The organism is Streptomyces sp. NPDC057623, assembly GCF_042800355.1.
Classification (GTDB): Bacteria; Actinomycetota; Actinomycetes; order Streptomycetales; family Streptomycetaceae; genus Streptomyces.
On record NZ_JBHVGZ010000052.1, the window covers coordinates 37,278 to 54,342 of the forward strand.

Sequence of the window (17,065 nt, forward strand, 5' to 3'; positions counted from 1 at the left end):
AACTCCCCTGGACAACAAGGAGTACGACCGTGTCAGGCCCCCTCCACCCCGCGGCCCGCTGCCACGCGGTGCGCGTCCGCCCGGAGCGCCCCCCGTACCCGACGGCCCTTCCCGACCTGTGGATCGAGGACGTTCCCGTACCGGCGTCGGACCCCCTCGCCGAACGCCGCCGCGCCATCGAACTCGCCCGCCCGGCCGACCGACCGCGCAAGGTCCTGCTGCGTTACGCCGACGGCCCCTGCGACCTGATCCTGGTGGCCCCGCGCGACCAGTGGGACCGCGCCGCCCTCGGACGGCTGGCGGCCGGCGAGTCCGTCGCACCGGCGAGCGGCCACCCCGCCCCCGAGGCACCGGCCACCGCGCCCCCTCCCGCCTGGGGCCTGGGCGACGAACGCCCCGGCGTCCCACACCTGTTCGCCCTGGACGACGGAGGCGACGAGGCGAGCTGGCTCGCCGCCCTCGCCGTGACCCTGCACCGCCACGATCCCGACACCACCCCGGTCATCGGCACCGGCCACGGCACCTTCACCGTGCCGCAGGCCCCCACGCTCGGTGAGCTGAAGCCCTCCCCCGCGGAGGGTCCCGTACTCGCCGGCCTGCTCTTCGGCAAGGCGGAACTCCCCGGCGCGTACGTGCCCTGCCTCGCACCGCCCTTCCCGCTCACCCTGTCGGTCTTCAAGGACGCCGACGGCTGGCGGCTGCGCTGCGACCACGTCAGCGGTCATGTGTCCACCGAGATCGCCGCACAGTTCGCCCGGCACCTGGTGCGGGTGCACCGGATGATCCTCACCTCGCCGCGGACCGCGGTCGACGACGTCGAGCTGCTCGACGAGGCCGAACGCGACAGCGTGGCGGCACTGGGCCGCCCGCCCCGCCCGCTGGTCACCACCCCGGTGACCGTGCCCGAGGCGTTCGCGCGGATCGCGGCGGCGACACCGGAGCGCATCGCCGTGACCGAGGGCGCCGCCGGGCTCACCTACCGCGAGGTCGACGAGCGGTCGGCTCGGTTGGCGCACGGCCTGCGGGAACGCGGAGTCACGGCAGGCGACCGGGTGGGCGTCTGCCTGGAGCGCACCGCCGAACTCGTCGTCACCCTGCTCGCCGTGCTGAAGGCCGGCGCGACCTACGTACCCGTCGACCCGGCCTACCCGGCGGACCGCATCGCGCACACGGCACAGGACGCGGGACTGCGCGTGGTGGTCACCCGGCAGTCACAGTTCCCGGACGTGGCGGGCTGCGCGCCGGTGACTCCGGACGAACTGCTGGACGCCACCGGGAAGTTCACCGGCACCGTGCCCCCACCGTCGGCCACCACACCCGACAGCCCCGCCTACGTCATCTACACGTCCGGCTCCACCGGCCGTCCCAAGGGCGTCGAGGTGCCGCACCGGAACGTGATCGCGCTGATCGACGCGACCCGCGAGGAGTACGGCTTCGGCGGCGACGACGTCTGGACCTGGTTCCACTCCGCCGCCTTCGACTTCTCGGTGTGGGAGATCTGGGGCTGCCTGCTGACCGGGGGACGGCTCGTCGTCGTGCCGTACTTCGTCTCGCGGGAACCCGACCGCTTCCGTGACCTGCTGGTGGCCGAGCAGGTCACCGTGCTCAGCCAGACCCCGTCGGCCTTCGCCCAGTTGCTGAACGTCGACCACACGCAGGTCGCCGTCCGGCTGGTCGTCTTCGGCGGCGAACCGCTCGACGCGCCCATGCTGCTGCCCTGGTTCGACCGGCACCCCGAGTCGGTCTGCCGGCTGGTGAACATGTTCGGCATCACCGAGACGACGGTCCACGTCACCGAGCAGACCCTCACCCGCGGGCCGGCGCTCGCGGCGACCCGCTCGGTCGGACGTGCGCTGCCCGGCTGGCACCTGTACGTGACCGACCCGGCCGGCCGGCTGCTGCCGCCCGGAGTGGCGGGCGAGATCTGCGTCGGCGGCGCCGGGGTCGCGCTCGGCTACCTCGGCCAGGAGGAACTGACCGCCACGCGCTTCGTTCCCGACCCTCACACCGGCGGCACCATGTACCGCAGCGGCGACCTGGGACGGCTCCGCCCGGACGGCCGCCTCGAACACCTCGGCCGGATCGACAGCCAGGTCAAGATCCGCGGGTTCCGGATCGAGCTGGACGAGATCCGCTCGGTGCTGCTGGAGGACCCGGACGTGCGGACGGCGGCCGTCGTGGTCCGCCGCGACGACCCGGCCGACGCCGCCACCGCCAGGATCGACGCCTACGTCGTCCTCTCCGCCGGCGACCCCGGCGCCGTCCGCCAACGGGCCGCGGGCATCCTGCCCGACTACATGCTCCCCACCACGGTCACCGCCCTGGACACCCTCCCACTGACGGCCAACGGCAAACTCGACACGGCCCGCCTTCCCGCCCCCGCGACACCCGCGGCGCCGCCGACCCCGACCCCCGGATCCGGCACCGCCGACGACGATCTCACCGAGCAGCTGCGGGCCATCTGGAGCGAGGTGCTCGGCACATCCGTCGGCCTGGACGACGACTTCTTCGAACTGGGCGGCAACTCCCTGTTCGCCGTCCGCATCGGCGCCGCCCTGCGCGCGCGTGGCCTTCCGTCACTGCGGCTGCGGGAGCTGTACCGCCATCCGACGATCCGCGCGACGGCCCGGAGCCTCGCCTCCTCGGACGCGGGGAGCGTGTAGGCCACACCGACCCCTGCCACCGCCGCCCTGTGGCGGCCCTGGCAGCGCATGATCACTCCCGACTACGGTGGCCCGAGCGCGGCCGCCGTACGGACGGCCGCCGGGAAGGAGAACGCCGTGCTGCCGCACATCGGGCTGTACTACCCCTACATCCACGTTCGGGACGAGCGCTGGCTGAAGACGGCTGCGCTCTACTGGCGGGAGCTGGCCCGAGTCGTCCCGGACGGCTACCGGCTCTCCGATTCCCGCACCGCCCGGGTCCTCACCGAGGAGCTGGGCTTCGTGACCGAGGTGTCTCCGGGCGCTACAGCGCGGCAGGTGGCACCCATGTTCCTGGAACTGCTCGACCGCCACGCGGACGCCTTACGCGCCGCGGGATACGGCGCGTCGGACGCGTGGGGGGAGAGAAACCTCCACACCGCGGCGACCCTCGACCCCACGCCCCCGCGTTCGCTGCGGCACCCGTCCGGCGAGGGTCGCTCCACGCGGCCCGAACGGGCCCGGGTGGCGGCCTCCTACTGGGACGAGTTCACCCCCGAGCTGCGCGAGGCGCTGCTAGCCACGGGTCTGGCCACGGACGCGCGTCGTACTCCTTCCCTCCAGGCAAGGCGATCGCTCCTGGAGGGGCGGTGGGTCGCCATGGACGCCGCACTCGCCTGGGTCTACAAGTGCGCGTTCGTCGAGGCACTCGCCGCCCAGGGCCGGTACACACCCACCACCGACCAGCCCGACGCCCATCTCGCGTCGGACGGCTGGGACGCCTCCCGCATCGCCGAGGTGCTCCTGCCCACACCCGGCACACCCGGCACATCCGCCTCGCCCGCCTCGCCCGACCTCTCCGCCGACGTGGTCGGATTGCTGGCGATCCGCATCGTCGTCCCCGCCGACCTCACCGACATCCCCGTCGAGAAGATCGTCAAGTTGCGCCAGGACCACCGTGACGAGTTCGCGGCGTTCACCGGCGCGGTATCGGACACGGTGGACCAACTAAAGCAGGAACTGGCCGGAACGACGCTGCCCGAGGCACGCGAACGCTACCTGGAGATGGCCGTGGAACAGCGCTTCGAGGCTCCCCTGCGAGCACTGCGGGCGGCCATGAAAGGTCAGGGAGTCAGCACCGTCTACAGCGCCGCCAACGTCAAGTTCGAGGTCCCCGCGCTGGCGGCCGCGGCCGGCGGGGCCGGCTTCCTCGCGGGCCAACAGCCGCTGATCGGCGGCGCGGTGGGCGCGGCCCTGGCCTTCGCGAGCCTTCGCCACACACACGCTCAGCAGACCAGGGCCCTGAAGGCGCAGAACCCGGCCGCGTACCTCCTGGCAGTCCAGCGCGGCCTCACTCCGCCGTCCCTCCTGCGGCGGATCACCCGCTTCACCTGACACACGGCAGGCAGGCACGGCCGCGGGAACGCGGCCGTGCCTGCCGCTTCACTCCTCGTCGCGCAGTCGGGCCGCCAGGGAGAGGAGCGGTTCCACCTCCTCGGTGTGGCCCTGGGCGGTGAGGAGGGAGACCGCCGCGTCGAGGCGGATGAGGGCGGGGGCGGGGCGTTCCAGGTAGAGGCCCTCCACCGCGCCCGCGAGGCGGACGCACTCGGCCCACTCACCGGCGCGGCCGTCCTGCGCTCCCGGCTCTCCGAGCAGGGCCAGGGCCTTGTCCAGGGCGGCCAGCGCGTCCTCGTACGCGCCCGCGTAGGCGTTGACCCGGCCGTGTTCGTAGGCCAGGGCCGTGTCCAGGGAGCGGCCCTGACTCTCGTGGTCGGCGGCGCGGGCCTCGTCGGCGATACGGCCGGCGTCAGCGAGGAAGGCGAGGGCGTCCGCCAGGCCGTCGCGGCCCTGCTGCTGCGCCTGGAGGCGGCCGAGTTCACGCAGGCAGCTGCTGAGCTGCTCGTAGCGCGGGTCCCGCGCGTGAGCGGCGATCGCCTGGTCCGCGGCCTCGCGGGCCCGGCCGAACTCGCCGGACTCACCGAGGAGCGTGGCCGTCTCCGCGGCGATCATGGCGTGGCTGCCCGGGTCGTCCTCCCAGCCCGCGGACTCGGCCGCGAGGGCGACGAACTCCGCTGTGGCGGCCTTGAGGTCCTCCCCCGCGTGCAGCGCCCGGGCGCGGGTCAGGCGCAGTTGGGCGACCAGCCGGTCGTCCAGCTCTCCGGCGGTGACGTCGGGTTCGGCCAGCAGGGAGTCGAGCAGCGCGATGCAGTCCTCGACGCGGCCGAGGTCGAGGCTGAGCTGGGCCGCGTTGCTGTAGGCGCAGAACGCGTCCGTGCGGCTGCCGTCGCGCAGGTCCAGTTCAGCCGAGCGCGTCAGGTGCCGCAGTGCCTCCTCGGGGCGGCCCAGGTGCATACACGCCTCGGCCAGGTCACCGTTCAGGCGCCCGGCGTCGACCGAGTCGGCCGGCCAGTCGGCGGCCAGGCGCAGGGCCTCGGTGAGGTTCGCGTGCGCGGCCTGCGGGTCTCGCAGGGCGAGCTGGATCCGGGCGCGCATGCCCAGCGTGCGGGGCAGGTGCCAGGCGGGGCCGTCCGTCTTCAGCCGGTCGAGGAGGGCGTCGATCTCGGTGACGGCGGTGGGCAGGTCGCCGGAGATGGCGTACGTGCTGGCCCGCAGCAGCAAGGCACCGGAGATCTGCCCGTCGACGGCGTGCCGGGTGGCGAACCGGTGCAGCAGTTCCGCCTCGGCGAAGACCGGCGCGGCATGCTCCTCGTTCCCCGTCGTCTGAAGGCGCAGGCCGAGAGCGGTGGCCCGCAGCCGCAGCAGACGGGCTTCCTGGTACGGGGCGAAGCCGGCCGTCTCCTCGTGCAGGCGAACCATGGACGCGTGGGCGGCGGTCAGCGCGGCCGCCTTCGCCTCGGATCCGTCCCCGCCCTGCGCGGGAATCTCGGCGGTGGCGAGCAGGGCACAGGCGCGGGCGAGCGCCGCGTCACCCGGCAGTCCGGCGTCGTCGTACAGGGCCGCGGCCTCCTCATGGAGGGCGGCGGCGTCGGCGTACTCGTCCTTCGCGCCCGCCCGGCCCGCCTCTTCGGCCAGCAGGTCGGCGCGCAGCCGGACGAGCGGGCCCACGGCCGGGTCGTCGGGGTGGGTGTAGTCGCGGGCGGCGACGAGGGTGCGCAGCCGCGCCCAGCAGGCGCGGGCCTCCGGGTGCCCCCGCTCCTCCAACTCCCTTGCGCTGACGATGAGTTCGTGCAGGTCTTCGGGGACGGCGGCGGCCGTACGGGAGGCGGGTGCGGCCGAAGGGGTGGCCGGGGCGACGTCGTCGAGGCTGCGGGTGCGCAGGGTCAGTTCCAGCGCGTCGAGGAGGGGTTCGCGGTCGAGACGGGTCCTGCGGCGGTCGGTGTGGGCCGTGGTTCCGTTGCGGGCGTCGAAGCGGGCGGCGAGGTCGTCGGCGCGGCCCCGCACCTCGGCGCGCAGAGCGGCCACCGTCCAGGTGCGGCCCGCGTATCCGGCGGCGGGCAGTTCGCCGTGGCCGAAGCCCTCGACGCGCTGGAGGAGGACTTCCACGCCGGTGAGGAAGTCGAGCTGGTCCAGTGGTGAGTCGACCTCGTCGAACAGGTTCCGGTTCTCGGCGAGCAGTTCCAGGCCGCGTGCCTCGTTGCCGGTCAGTGCGCAGAACTCCAGGTGCCGGCCGACCTCCCCGGACATCGAGGGGTTGCGGCGACAACCGCGATAGCCGGTGAGGTGCAGTTCGCGGGCCCGGTCGGCGCGGTCGGTGCGCAGCAGGGGCAGCAGCGCGTAGGAGAGGGAGCGGGCGGGCTCCTCCTGGCAGGACTCCTTCCCGGCCAGGACGGGCTCCCAGGCGCGCAGCGCACGCTCGTCGTCGCCCGCGGTGAGGTGGTACAGGGCGCGCTCGCAGATCTCGCAGGCCTCGCAGTCGCTGAGCCGGGTGCGGGTGCGGCCCGCCCACAGCTCATAGGCGAGGGTGGTGTCCTCCCCGACGTGGGCGGCGAGCTGGTACGCCTGCCCGTAGTAGGGCTGGAGGCCGAGGCCGGCCTTCTCGTAGCGGTCGCGCATCTCGGTCAGCCATTGGCGCATGCTGGCCAGGGGTATCTCAGGCAGCTGGCGCAGGGCGTTGCCCACCCACTTGAACCGCCAGAACATCATGTGCCGCAGACGGTCGTCGAAGACGTCGGGCTGCTCGTCGAAGAGGGTCAGCAGGCGGGCGAAGACGACGGGCGACTTCCGGGGTTCGGAGCCGTAGGTGTACGCCTCCTGGAGTTCGAGGAGCGCGTGGACGAGCGCGACGGGCTCCGCGAACTGCTCGGCGGCGTCGACGAGTTCCTCGGCGGTGACGGTGCGCGTGCGGCCGTAGGGGCGGTGGTCGTTCTCCTGGAGCGCCTGGTACAGCTCGTCCGTGCTCTGGGGATGGGGTGCGGTCGGCATCGTCAGCTGTCCTTGCGGAGGGCGTGGGCGAGAAGGTCGAGGAAGGAGCGGTTGATGAGGCTCGATTCGGCGGGCCTGAGCGGGCGCCGGGACAGCATCGCGGCCTGCCCGTAGAGGGCTTCGGCGCTGGTGCGGGCCAGTTCGGGCTCGTCGATGGCGACGGCGGTGCGGACCAGGGGGTTGAGCTGGTTGAGGATCAGCTGGGCGCGCGGGGCCTCCTGGCGCAGGGCGCCGAGGATGTCGCCCCACAGGCCGCCCTCCTGCTCACGGGCGAGCTGGGAGCGGGTGCGTTCGTGCCGGGCCTCGCGGCTGTCGATGAGGAGGGCGGGGGCGGAGACGGGCTGGAAGGTGCGCAGCGCGACGTCGCAGTCGAAGACGGCGAGGGCGTCGCGGGCCTGGGCGAGGTAGGCCGCGGCGGCGAGTTCGGTCTCCCGGTCGACGGGGTCGAGGTGGGCGGTGAGCGTCGCCGGGTCGAGGTCGGCGACGGTGGCCTCGGGCCTGATCTCGGGCAGCCGGTGGACCAGTTCACGGTCGTAGGTGTAGCCGCCGTTGACGACGCCGAGTCCGGCGGCCGAGGCGATCGCGGCGACCTGCCGGAACTCCTCCACGCTCGCCGTGACGAGCACGGTGCGGTGGGTGCGCGCGAACTCGTCGAGGGTGCAGTGGCCGTCGGTGGTCTCGAACGGCAGCCAGGGCAGCAGCATCCGCAGGATCTCGTCGTCGTGCACGGCGAGCGACTTCACGGCCAGGTGGTGGGCCTGGAGGAAGCGGGCGAGCAGGTCGGGGTCGCTGGCGGCGGCCCGGGCGATCCAGTCGCGCAGCCGCTCGGCGAGGGCGTCACGGACGGCGGCGAGGGTGTCGTCCTCGTACAGGGCCTCGCGGGACGCCGTCGGGCGCAGGCTCTCGGCGTCGACGACGCAGCGCACGAAGAACGCCCACTCGGGCAGGATCTCCTCGGCCTGCTCGGACAGCAGCATGCCCTTGACGTGCACGCGGTGGCCGTGGCGGCGCCCGGCCGGCACCGTCTCGGGCAGCACGCACGCGATGCCCTTGAGACCGACGGCCGGCAGGTCCAGTTCGATGGTGTCCAGCGGCTTGAACCCGAAGACCTCTTCGCCGTACGCGGCCAGGGCGCGGGCCCGGGCTCCGGGGGTGGGGTACGTACGCGCCCAGGGTGCGGGCTCGGGGTTGACGGGCGCACCCGGGCCGCCCGCGGCGCCCGTGCCGTCGTCGAAGGTCACCGGGTGGCGCAGCAGGGAGCCGAAGTGGCGGGCCAGGGCGTGCACCTGGGCCGGGCGGGTCCACTCCCCCGCGTCGGTGCGCGGTGTCAGCGTGACGGTGGTACCGGGCCGGGGGCGGGCGGAGGCGGGCAGGGTGCGGACGGTGTAGCTGCCGTCGCCGCGTCCCCGCCATTGCACGGCGGGTGCGTCGGGGGTGCGGGCGGAGCGGCTCAGGACGTGGATCTCGTCGGCGACCAGGAAGCAGGAGAGCAGGCCGATGCCGAACTGGCCGATGAAGTCGGCGCGTTGCTCGGCGATCTTTTCGGCGCGCTTGCTGCTGCGGCCGATGGTGGCGAGGAAGGTGTGGACGTCGGCTTCGGTGAGGCCGACGCCGTCGTCCTCGACGCGTACCACGGAGCCGTCGGCGTACAGGCGGATCCCGAAGGCGTCGGCGGGGGCGGCCGGTTCGAGGACGCGCCGGGCGGTCAGCGCGTCCACCGCGTTCTGCATCAGTTCGCGCAGGTAGACGCGGGGGCTGGAGTAGAGGTGGTGGGAGAGGAGGTCGACGAGGCCGCGCAGATCCACCTGGAAGGTGCGGTCGGCGCCGGCCGTGTTCGCGGCGGTGTCGGGCAGAGTCATCGGGCAGTCCGGGGTGCGAGTGGTGACAGGTGACGATCGGGACCGGGGAGCGCTGTGTGCTCAGGCGCGGGGAGCGAGGTGTGCTCAGGCGCGGGGAGCGAGGTGTGCTCAGGCGCGGGGAGCGAGGTGTGCTCAGGCGCGGCGGTGACGGCGCGCGAACTGCTTCTCGGGCTCCGCGAAATAGGTCCACGGCCACTTGGTGTAGGCGCCGTCCAGCGTCTGGAAGACACGCCGGACGGTGTGGCGCTCACCGGACAGCGACAGGGCCATCGCGAACATGTTGAAGTCCTGCTGCCAGCCCGGGCGCCACGCGTAGGCGGGGTGGAGGATGCTGTGGTCGGCCGCTTCCCTCAACTGCGCCTGGATCTCGGAGGTTTCGAGGTAGTCCCCGCGATCCGCCTCGACCCACTCCTCGATGTACGCCATGGCGATCGCGCATCCGAGCCGGTGCCCCTGCGGGGCGCGGGAGACGGCGTCCTGGGCGAACGCCAGGGCCTGCCCCGGCTTGCCGCCCCAGCGGGGCTGCAACTGCGACACCCAGTCGACGTGGGTCTCCAGGTCCAGGGGGTCGCGGCGCAGGGCGGCGTCGAGCCGGGTCTCCTTGACGGCGGTGCCCAGCGACATGCCGCGGCCGGAGGTGAGGAGGCGGCGCCACGGCGTGATCCACTCGGGCCGTAGCTCGGCTGCCTCGAGCAGTTGCTCCTCGGCGATCTCCAGCCGTTCGCGGAAGACCCGCCACTGTTCCTGTGTGACGTTCACGGCGCGCTGGGCGGTGCGCGCCTCCCAGCCCCAGGTGATGTGGCGCGCCCCGGATATCAGCAGGGCCGTAGCCCGGTGTTCCTTGTCCTCCTCGACGGCCCGGCCGATCCAGTCCTGCACTCCGTCCAGGTCGGCGATCTCGTCCAGGACCTGGTGGTCTCGGCCGAGGTCGAAGGGGGCCAGCGCCGCCTTGACGCCCTCCCAGTCCCCCGCGTCGGCCGCCTCCACCAGCGCGAGCACCCGGGCGTCCCCCAGCGCACGCAGCGTGTAGGTCCCGTTCTTCTGCCTGCGCGGGACCGGCAGGGCGTACGGATCCGCCCCCGGTCTTTCCTCGCCCCTGCCGAACAGCTTGCCGAACATGCCGCGCCCTCCCCAGGTCCCGCGTGATCTTCGGTGCAGCATAAACGGCCCCACTGACACCGCTTCCACAGGGTTTTCACTCCCGCTCCACGGTCCGGACCTCGTCGACGGCCCGCCCGTGGGCATCCCTGTCGGCCGGGCAGGGGAGAATGGGGGCCGTACCCAGCGGTCGACCCTTGGGCAGAGGAGCGGGAAATGCAGGACGCGCGAGCGGGACAGGTCGCCGGACCCGAGGACCTGGTCGATGTGGCCCGACTGGTCACGGCGTACTACGCGCTGCACCCCGACCCGGCCGAACCAGGGCAGCGGGTGGCGTTCGGCACCTCGGGGCACCGCGGCTCGTCCCTCGCCGCGGCGTTCAACGAGGACCACATCGCGGCCACCAGCCAGGCGATCTGCGAGTACCGGACCGCCCAGGGCACCGACGGCCCCCTCTTCCTCGGCGCCGACACCCACGCGCTGTCCGAGCCCGCCCGGATCACGGCGCTGGAGGTGTTCGCCGCCAACGACGTGACGGTCCTCATCGACCAGGCCGACGGCTACACGCCCACCCCGGCGGTCTCGCTCGCCGTCCTCGCCCACAACCGCGGCCGCACGTCCGGCCTCGCCGACGGCGTCGTGGTCACCCCCTCGCACAACCCGCCCGCCGACGGCGGCTTCAAGTACAACCCGCCGAGCGGTGGCCCCGCCGGTTCCGAGGCGACCTCCTGGATCCAGGACCGCGCCAACGAGATCATCACGGGCGGTCTGAAGGACGTACGGCGCATCCCGTACACCCGCGCCCTGGCCGCATCCGGCACCGGCCGCTACGACTTCCTCGGCACCTATGTGGCCGACCTGCCGAACGTGCTGGACCTGGACGCGATCCGGACTGCCGGTGTGCGTATCGGCGCCGATCCGCTCGGCGGCGCCTCCGTCGCCTACTGGGGCCGGATCGCCGAGCAGTACCGGCTCGATCTGACGGTGGTGAACCCGCTGACCGACCCCACCTGGCGTTTCATGACGCTGGACTGGGACGGCAAGATCCGCATGGACTGCTCGTCGCCGTACGCCATGGCCTCGCTCATCGAACAGCGCGACCGGTTCGACATCGCCACCGGCAACGACGCCGACGCCGACCGGCACGGCATCGTGACGCCGGACGGGGGCCTGATGAACCCCAACCACTATCTGGCGGTGGCCATTTCGTACCTGTTCTCGCACCGGGAGCAGTGGCCGGCGACCGCCGGGATCGGCAAGACCCTGGTGTCGTCCGGCATGATCGACCGGGTCGCGGCGGACGTCGGCCGACAGCTGGTCGAAGTCCCGGTCGGTTTCAAGTGGTTCGTGGACGGCCTGTCCGACGGCACGCTCGGCTTCGGCGGTGAGGAGTCGGCCGGAGCGTCCTTCCTGCGTCGCGACGGCTCGGTGTGGACCACCGACAAGGACGGCATCATCCTGGCCCTGCTCGCCTCCGAGATCACGGCGGTCACAGGGAAGACCCCGTCGCAGCACTACGCCCGGCTCACCGACCGCTTCGGCGCCCCCGCCTACGCGCGCGTCGACGCCCCGGCCTCCCGCGAGGAGAAGGCGCTGCTCGCCAAGCTGTCCCCGCGCCAGGTCACCGCCGACACGCTCGCCGGCGAGCCGGTCACCACGGTCCTCACCGAGGCCCCCGGCAACGGCGCCGCCCTCGGCGGGATCAAGGTCGCCACCGCCAACGCCTGGTTCGCGGCACGTCCTTCGGGCACCGAGGACGTGTACAAGATCTACGCGGAGTCGTTCCTCGGCCCGGACCATCTGCGCCGCGTCCAGGAGGAGGCAAGGTCCGTCGTGCTCGGCGCGCTGGGTGCCTGACAGGGACGGGAACGCGGTTTCCGCGCCGCTGAACCGGAACGGCAGGCGCGCGGTGGAGTTCCCATTACGGTCGGCGGCCCGAACTCTCGGAGTTGAGCGCACTCCCGAATTCGGCAGTACGGCATACCAATTTGTATGTTCGGGCCCCGGTCCGGGTCCTTCCCTGGCACCATCGGCACATGACTGTCTTTGCCGCCGACACGGCAGAATTCACGCCGGATATCTGCGACACGGGATCCGTCGATTGGAGCCCGGTCGCCTCCGCCGAAGCGATGAGCTCCTTCTGCGGAATCTTCGCGGGTTTCGTCTTCGCCGGCATTGTCATGGTGATCGGGCAGAAGAACCCGCAAGGCGGTGACGGGCACGCCTCCCGCGGCCTTCGCCTGTTGTTGTCCAGCTTCTTCGGGCTGGCGGTGGCGGCCTACCTTTATGCCTTGACCGCCGGGGAGCTGGTCTGCCGCCGCGCCCTGGTGGAACAGCTCTTCGCCGGCGCGATTCTGGCGGCCGACGCGGCCGTCGTCATCGCCGCGCTGGCCTGGCTGCTCCTCGCGTACCAGCGGAACGGCAATGGTGAGGTCCGGTTCTTCCGGCGGCTCATACTCGTGGCGTCGATATTTGTGCTGCTGATGCTTGCCGTGTCCTCTGTCGCATTCCAAAACGCGTGGACGGAGCGCGAGGCGCCGTGGAGTGCCGACGTAATGATTTGGGGCATCTTCGTCCTTCTCGTCGGCCTGGTCGTCCGTTTCTGGCAAAAGCCTGTCCCTTCTCCTCCCGCAAGCGCACCGGCTGACTGGGCCTATGACACGTACCTGAACAAGAGGGTGACGGTGAGCGCCTGGACCGCTCTGCTGGTAAGCGCGGTCCTCGCGGCTGCCAGCGCCTACTACGTCGGCACTCCTCCCGATGAGCTCGATGTCCCGTGGGGGCTGATCTACACGATGAGCGCGTTCGCGATCCTCTTTCCGGGCGCCATCGTCGTGACCGCGATGCGGGCCGTTCCACGGGACTGACTCACACCCGGCCCCCGGCAATTGACCGGCATCGCCCTTCGCGGGAAGTCAACACGGCCTCCGCCAGGTATCCAGCTCCGGTTTCTTCAGCATCGACGACAGGCGCAGTTCACGGGAGGTCGGGCAGAAGCGGTCCGGGAGCTCCGCGTACTCCACGTGGAAGACCGCCTTGCCCGCCGCGGTGAACGGTTCGAGGAGTGCGCACTCGTCGTACTGCGCGCACTCCTCGTTGACGGCGAAGTCGAAGTCGTCGAGCAGGTGGGGGATCTGGGCGAGGTCGTTCTTGAGGCCCACGGCGAGGCCGCGTTCGTGGGCGATGGCGGCGATCATGCGGTTGTACCGGAGCTGGTCCCGCGCCGTGAGCGGGAAGCCGGTGTCGTTGCCGTAGCCCTCGACCAGGTCCGGTTCCACGGCGTCGAAGCCCTTGTCCCGGCACATGTCGAACCGGCGTTCCATGAGAGGCCGCAGCAGGGAGAGCCGGCGGATGTCCAGCCAGCGTTCGCCACGCCATCCGTTGGGCCTGCCGAGTACCGAGCGGGGGAAGGCGCGTCGGTCGGGGCGGAAGTCCTCCCAGGCGCCGACGTTGACGTAGCAGATCACCTTGCGGCCGTCCCGGTGCAGACGGGCGACGTCGGCGGCGGAGTTCTCGAATCCGTCGATGTCGTAGACGGGTACGTCGACGGACGGGTCGACCTTCCCGTCGAGCTGCCACTGCCACGCCAGCCCGGGACGCGGCTGCCACCGCGCACCGGGGGCAGGGGCGGGAGCGGGAGCGGGGCCGCCGGAACACCCCGCCACGGCGATCAGGGTGATCAGCGTGATCAGCGCGGCCACTACGGGCGATACGGTCCGCCTCACCGGTCCGCCTCCGCCAGTGCGGGGGTCAGCCGGGACCAGGGGTTCGGGGGCTCTCCCGTCACCGGTCCGCTCACTCCCGCGCCCCGCTCCCCCGCGGTTCGCAGGGCGAGCGGCACGAGCGGTTCGGGCACCCCGTAGACCAGGTGGCACAGCCGCTCGGCGGGCAGCCGTGTGGTCCACGAGGGGCGGCTGAAGTCCGACACATACCGGGACCAGGGGCCTTCGAAGGTGACCGTCAGGTCGGCGAGGCGGGCGTAGCCGGGTGCGGGGTGGACGCCCGGGTTGAGGACGACGGTCGAGGCGCCGAGCCGGCGTGCGGAGCGGACCAGCCGGCGGCAGTCCGGCAGTCCGTGCGGGGCCGTCGGCACCTGGTCCAGGAAGCAGCCGTCGACGGCGTACCACTCCTGGTGGCGGCGCAGCTCGGCGGTGATGTCGTCGGGGTCGCGGGCGCCGTAGTCCGTGTCGAGGTAGCCGAGCAGCCGGGCTCCCGCCGTGCGCAGCGCCTCGGCCGCCGCGACGAACGCCGGATCAGGGGCTCGGCCGGGTCCGTTCGCGGGGTTCAGCACGACGGCGTAGGTGCGTGCGGCGCAGGTGATGAGCCGGTGCCAGGCGGCCGGGTCCTCCGCCGGATGCACGTACAGCGGGATCAGCAGGCTCACCGCGCCGGTACCCCCTCGGCGGTGCGGGCCCGTGGGCGGGCGGCCGCCCACAGCGCTGCCACGGACGCTTCGAGGGAGTGGGAGGGCGACCAGCCGAGGGCGTCGCGGGCGGCGGTGATGTCGGAGCACTGCCAGGACACCTGCGCGGACCGGGCGGATCCGTCGGTCTGCTCCTCGGCGATCCGGCCCCGGAATCCGGCCGCGTCCGCCAGCGTCCGCACCAGCTCCCGCACCGGGCGGGCGTCTCCGCCGCCGATGTTGAGCACCGGCGGCAGCGGTCCCCCGGCGGTGACCGCCAGCTGGGCCGCCCGCGCCACATCGCGTACGTCCACGAAGTCGCGGTGCGCGGACAGGTCACCGAGCCGCAGCACCGCCTCCGCGTCGTCCCCGGCATCGGCGAGCAGCGCGGCGACCCGGCCGGGCAGTCCGGTGGGCGGGGCCCCCGGGCCGACCGGGTTCCCCACCCGCAGCACCACCGCGTCCAGCCCGGACGCGGTCACCGCCACCGTGCCCGCCAGCTTGGTCGCGCCGTACGGCCCGGCGGGCCGGGTCGCGGCCGACTCCGTCACCCGCACCGCGGTTTCTGTGGGCCCGTATTCGGCGGCCGAGCCCAGATGGACCAGGCGGGCCCCGGGCGCCGCGTCCCGGAGTGCGGCGCACAGCACGGCCGGGCCGCGGGCGTTCACTTCGGCGAGCGTGACGGCGTCGCCGCCGGTCGCGCCCGCGCAGTTGACGACGGCGTCGGGTGCGACCGCCGCCAGCGCCGCCGTCAGGTCGGCCGGGCGGTCGGCGGCCAGGTCGACCCTGACGTCGGCGGCCGGGGAACGGCCGCCGACGAGCACCCCTGCGCCCGGCAGGGCGCGCAGCCGCTCGGCGACGTGCGTGCCCAGGTAGCCGGTGGCGCCGAGTACGAGGATGCGCATGGTTCGTCAAGCCCCCTTGAGCAGCAGCGACTTGCGGCTGGTGAACTCGGCGTTGGCCCGGTCGTAGTCGTCGGGGCGGCCGATGTCCAGCCAGTAGCCGTCGAACTCGTAGGCGTGCGGCGGGCGTCCGGCGGCGAGCAGGTCCATCACCAGTTCGTCGAAGCCGAGCGGCAGCCCGGGCGTGTAGTCGTCGAGCGTGGCGCGGGAGACGCCGTAGACGCCCATGGACACCCGGTAGTCGATGCTGGGCTTCTCGGTGAAGGCGACCACGCGGCTGGCGTCGGTGGTCAGCACCCCGAAGTCGATGTGCACCTTGCGGGCGTAGGTGGCGATGGTCAGGGGCGTGCCCGACACCTGGTGCGTGCGCAGTACGTCGGCGTAGTCGAGGTCGGTGAGGACGTCGCCGTTCATGACCAGGAAGTGTTCGGGCAGCCGCTCGCGCAGGGTGAGCAGGGGGCCCATGGTGCCGAGGGGGCTCTCCTCGGTGGCGTAGTCGACGTGCATGCCCCACTGGGTGCCGTCGCCGACGTAGGCGCGGATGATCTCGCCCAGATGGCCGATGGCGATGGTGCAGTGGGTGAAGCCGGCCGTGGACAGCTGGCGCAGCACGATCTCCAGGATCGCGTGCTGGTCACCGATGGGGACGAGCGGCTTGGGCAGCGCGGTGGTGTACGGCCGTAGCCGGACGCCCTTTCCGCCGGCCAGGATCACTGCGTGCATGGCATACCTCCTGCGATACGTGCCGGTCGGGTCAGATGTTGTAGATGCCGGTCTTGTAGCGGGCCAGGTTGGCCGGGTCGGTGAACCAGCGCGCGGTCCGGGCGAGCCCCTGCTCCAGCGTGCTGCCGGGGCGCCAGCCGGTCGCCGTGGTCAGCCGGGTGGCGTCGGCGACGAGCCGCATCACCTCGGAGCCCGCGGGCCTCAGGCGGGCGGATTCCTCCCGGACGTCGAGCGGGGCGTCCATGACCTTCCCGATCAGCGCGACGAGGTCGCCGACGGATATCTCCCCGCCGGTCCCGGCGTTGAAGGTGCGCCCCACGACCCGCTCCGCCGGAGCGGTGCCCACCGCGAGGAACGCCCGCGCGGTGTCCTCGACGAAGGTGAAGTCCCGGGTGGGGCGCAGGTCGCCGAGCGTGATGGTGCGCTGTCCGGCGGCCACCTGGCCGATGACGGTGGGGATCACCGCGCGCATCGACTGGCGCGGGCCGAAGGTGTTGAACGGCCGCAGCGTCACCACGGGTGTGCCGAAACTGGCGTGGTAGCTGTCGGCCAGCCGGTCACCGCCCGCCTTCGAAGCGGCGTACGGCGACTGGGTGTTGACGGGGTGGTCCTCGGTGATCGGCACGGTCTGCGCGGTGCCGTACGTCTCGCTGGTCGAGGTGTGCACCAGACGCGGGGTCCGCAGGGCGCGCACCGCCTCCAGCACGTTGAGCGTGCCGGTGACGTTGGTGTCCACGTAGCTGTGCGGGGCCTGGTAGGAGTACGGGATCGCGATGAGCGCGGCCAGGTGGTAGGCGCAGTCGGCGCCGTCGAGCAGGCCGCGCACCGAGCCGGGGTCGCGTACGTCGCCGAGGACGATCTCGACCTGGTCCAGGACGTCGGCGGGCAGGGTCTCCAGCCACCCGTACGAGGAGAAGGAGTTGTACTGGGCCATGGCCCTCACACGGTGTCCGGAGGCGACGAGCGCCTCGGTGAGATGCGAGCCGATGAAGCCTTCGGCCCCGGTGACGGCGGCGAGCGGTGCGGTGGTCAACTCTTGGTTCCCTTCGTAGTGGT

General features: G+C 72.6%; 12 protein-coding genes. 4 read left to right on the forward strand and 8 right to left on the reverse strand.

The features are described from left to right. The first annotated feature begins 29 nt into the window (after nucleotides 1-29). Together ACFU95_RS36175 and ACFU95_RS36180 are read left to right on the forward strand one after the other, a co-directional pair. The gene (locus tag ACFU95_RS36175; protein ID WP_383837003.1) at nucleotides 30-2,663 is read left to right on the forward strand and encodes an amino acid adenylation domain-containing protein; all 2,634 of its coding nucleotides are present in this window, start codon (nucleotides 30-32) and stop codon (nucleotides 2,661-2,663) included. 48 nt (nucleotides 2,664-2,711) lie between these two features. Beyond that, nucleotides 2,712-4,037 (forward strand): DUF6236 family protein, encoded by a 1,326-nt coding sequence (locus tag ACFU95_RS36180; protein WP_383837006.1) that lies wholly within the window; start codon nucleotides 2,712-2,714, stop codon nucleotides 4,035-4,037. A gap of 48 nt (nucleotides 4,038-4,085) precedes the next feature. Here ACFU95_RS36180 and ACFU95_RS36185 read toward each other — a convergent pair whose 3' ends face one another. The 3 genes from ACFU95_RS36185 to ACFU95_RS36195 all read right to left on the reverse strand — a co-directional run bounded on the left by ACFU95_RS36185 (nucleotide 4,086) and on the right by ACFU95_RS36195 (nucleotide 10,003). After that, nucleotides 4,086-7,025, reverse strand: coding sequence for a hypothetical protein (locus tag ACFU95_RS36185; protein WP_383837009.1), 2,940 nt, complete (start codon nucleotides 7,023-7,025; stop codon nucleotides 4,086-4,088). 2 nt (nucleotides 7,026-7,027) lie between these two features. Next, complete coding sequence (locus ACFU95_RS36190; protein ID WP_383837012.1) at nucleotides 7,028-8,884, reverse strand: HSP90 family protein; 1,857 nt, start codon at nucleotides 8,882-8,884, stop codon at nucleotides 7,028-7,030. Between the two features lie 132 nt (nucleotides 8,885-9,016). Then, the gene (locus ACFU95_RS36195; RefSeq protein ID WP_383837015.1) at nucleotides 9,017-10,003 is read right to left on the reverse strand and encodes a hypothetical protein; all 987 of its coding nucleotides are present in this window, start codon (nucleotides 10,001-10,003) and stop codon (nucleotides 9,017-9,019) included. Between the two features lie 195 nt (nucleotides 10,004-10,198). On the opposite strand from ACFU95_RS36195, the gene pgm reads away from it, so the two are divergent. Then, nucleotides 10,199-11,839 carry a phosphoglucomutase (alpha-D-glucose-1,6-bisphosphate-dependent) gene (pgm, locus tag ACFU95_RS36200; protein ID WP_383837018.1) on the forward strand — a complete coding sequence of 547 codons (1,641 nt, stop codon included), beginning with the start codon at nucleotides 10,199-10,201 and terminating at the stop codon, nucleotides 11,837-11,839. 179 nt (nucleotides 11,840-12,018) lie between these two features. Continuing rightward, nucleotides 12,019-12,849, forward strand: coding sequence for a hypothetical protein (locus ACFU95_RS36205; protein ID WP_383837021.1), 831 nt, complete (start codon nucleotides 12,019-12,021; stop codon nucleotides 12,847-12,849). A 48-nt stretch (nucleotides 12,850-12,897) separates the two neighbouring features. On the opposite strand, the gene ACFU95_RS36210 is transcribed toward ACFU95_RS36205, so the two are convergent. The 5 genes from ACFU95_RS36210 to ACFU95_RS36230 are packed head-to-tail and all read right to left on the reverse strand — an operon-like array spanning nucleotide 12,898 to nucleotide 17,042. Then, nucleotides 12,898-13,653 (reverse strand): endo alpha-1,4 polygalactosaminidase, encoded by a 756-nt coding sequence (locus tag ACFU95_RS36210; RefSeq protein WP_383837093.1) that lies wholly within the window; start codon nucleotides 13,651-13,653, stop codon nucleotides 12,898-12,900. A 50-nt stretch (nucleotides 13,654-13,703) separates the two neighbouring features. Continuing rightward, the gene (locus tag ACFU95_RS36215) at nucleotides 13,704-14,366 is read right to left on the reverse strand and encodes a spherulation-specific family 4 protein (RefSeq protein WP_383837024.1); all 663 of its coding nucleotides are present in this window, start codon (nucleotides 14,364-14,366) and stop codon (nucleotides 13,704-13,706) included. Next, complete coding sequence (locus tag ACFU95_RS36220; RefSeq protein WP_383837027.1) at nucleotides 14,363-15,289, reverse strand: NAD-dependent epimerase/dehydratase family protein; 927 nt, start codon at nucleotides 15,287-15,289, stop codon at nucleotides 14,363-14,365. The genes ACFU95_RS36215 and ACFU95_RS36220 overlap by 4 nt, the downstream gene beginning before the upstream one ends. Nucleotides 15,290-15,295: 6 nt before the next feature. Further along, nucleotides 15,296-16,009: an NDP-sugar synthase gene (locus tag ACFU95_RS36225; protein WP_383837030.1), complete on the reverse strand. Its 714-nt coding sequence runs from the start codon at nucleotides 16,007-16,009 to the stop codon at nucleotides 15,296-15,298. Nucleotides 16,010-16,040: 31 nt separating this feature from the next. Continuing rightward, nucleotides 16,041-17,042 (reverse strand): GDP-mannose 4,6-dehydratase, encoded by a 1,002-nt coding sequence (locus ACFU95_RS36230; protein ID WP_383837033.1) that lies wholly within the window; start codon nucleotides 17,040-17,042, stop codon nucleotides 16,041-16,043. Nucleotides 17,043-17,065 lie beyond the last annotated feature (23 nt).

Excerpts from the sequence above, each read along its gene's own strand:
- ACFU95_RS36180 (WP_383837006.1), top strand. The coding sequence starts at position 2,712 with ATGATCACTCCCGACTACGGTGGCCCGAGCGCGGCCGCCGTACGGACG.
- ACFU95_RS36185 (WP_383837009.1), bottom strand. The coding sequence starts at position 7,025 with ATGCCGACCGCACCCCATCCCCAGAGCACGGACGAGCTGTACCAGGCG.
- ACFU95_RS36190 (WP_383837012.1), bottom strand. The coding sequence starts at position 8,884 with ATGACTCTGCCCGACACCGCCGCGAACACGGCCGGCGCCGACCGCACC.
- ACFU95_RS36195 (WP_383837015.1), bottom strand. The coding sequence starts at position 10,003 with ATGTTCGGCAAGCTGTTCGGCAGGGGCGAGGAAAGACCGGGGGCGGAT.
- pgm (WP_383837018.1), top strand. The coding sequence starts at position 10,199 with ATGCAGGACGCGCGAGCGGGACAGGTCGCCGGACCCGAGGACCTGGTC.
- ACFU95_RS36205 (WP_383837021.1), top strand. The coding sequence starts at position 12,019 with ATGACTGTCTTTGCCGCCGACACGGCAGAATTCACGCCGGATATCTGC.
- ACFU95_RS36220 (WP_383837027.1), bottom strand. The coding sequence starts at position 15,289 with ATGCGCATCCTCGTACTCGGCGCCACCGGCTACCTGGGCACGCACGTC.
- ACFU95_RS36225 (WP_383837030.1), bottom strand. The coding sequence starts at position 16,009 with ATGCACGCAGTGATCCTGGCCGGCGGAAAGGGCGTCCGGCTACGGCCG.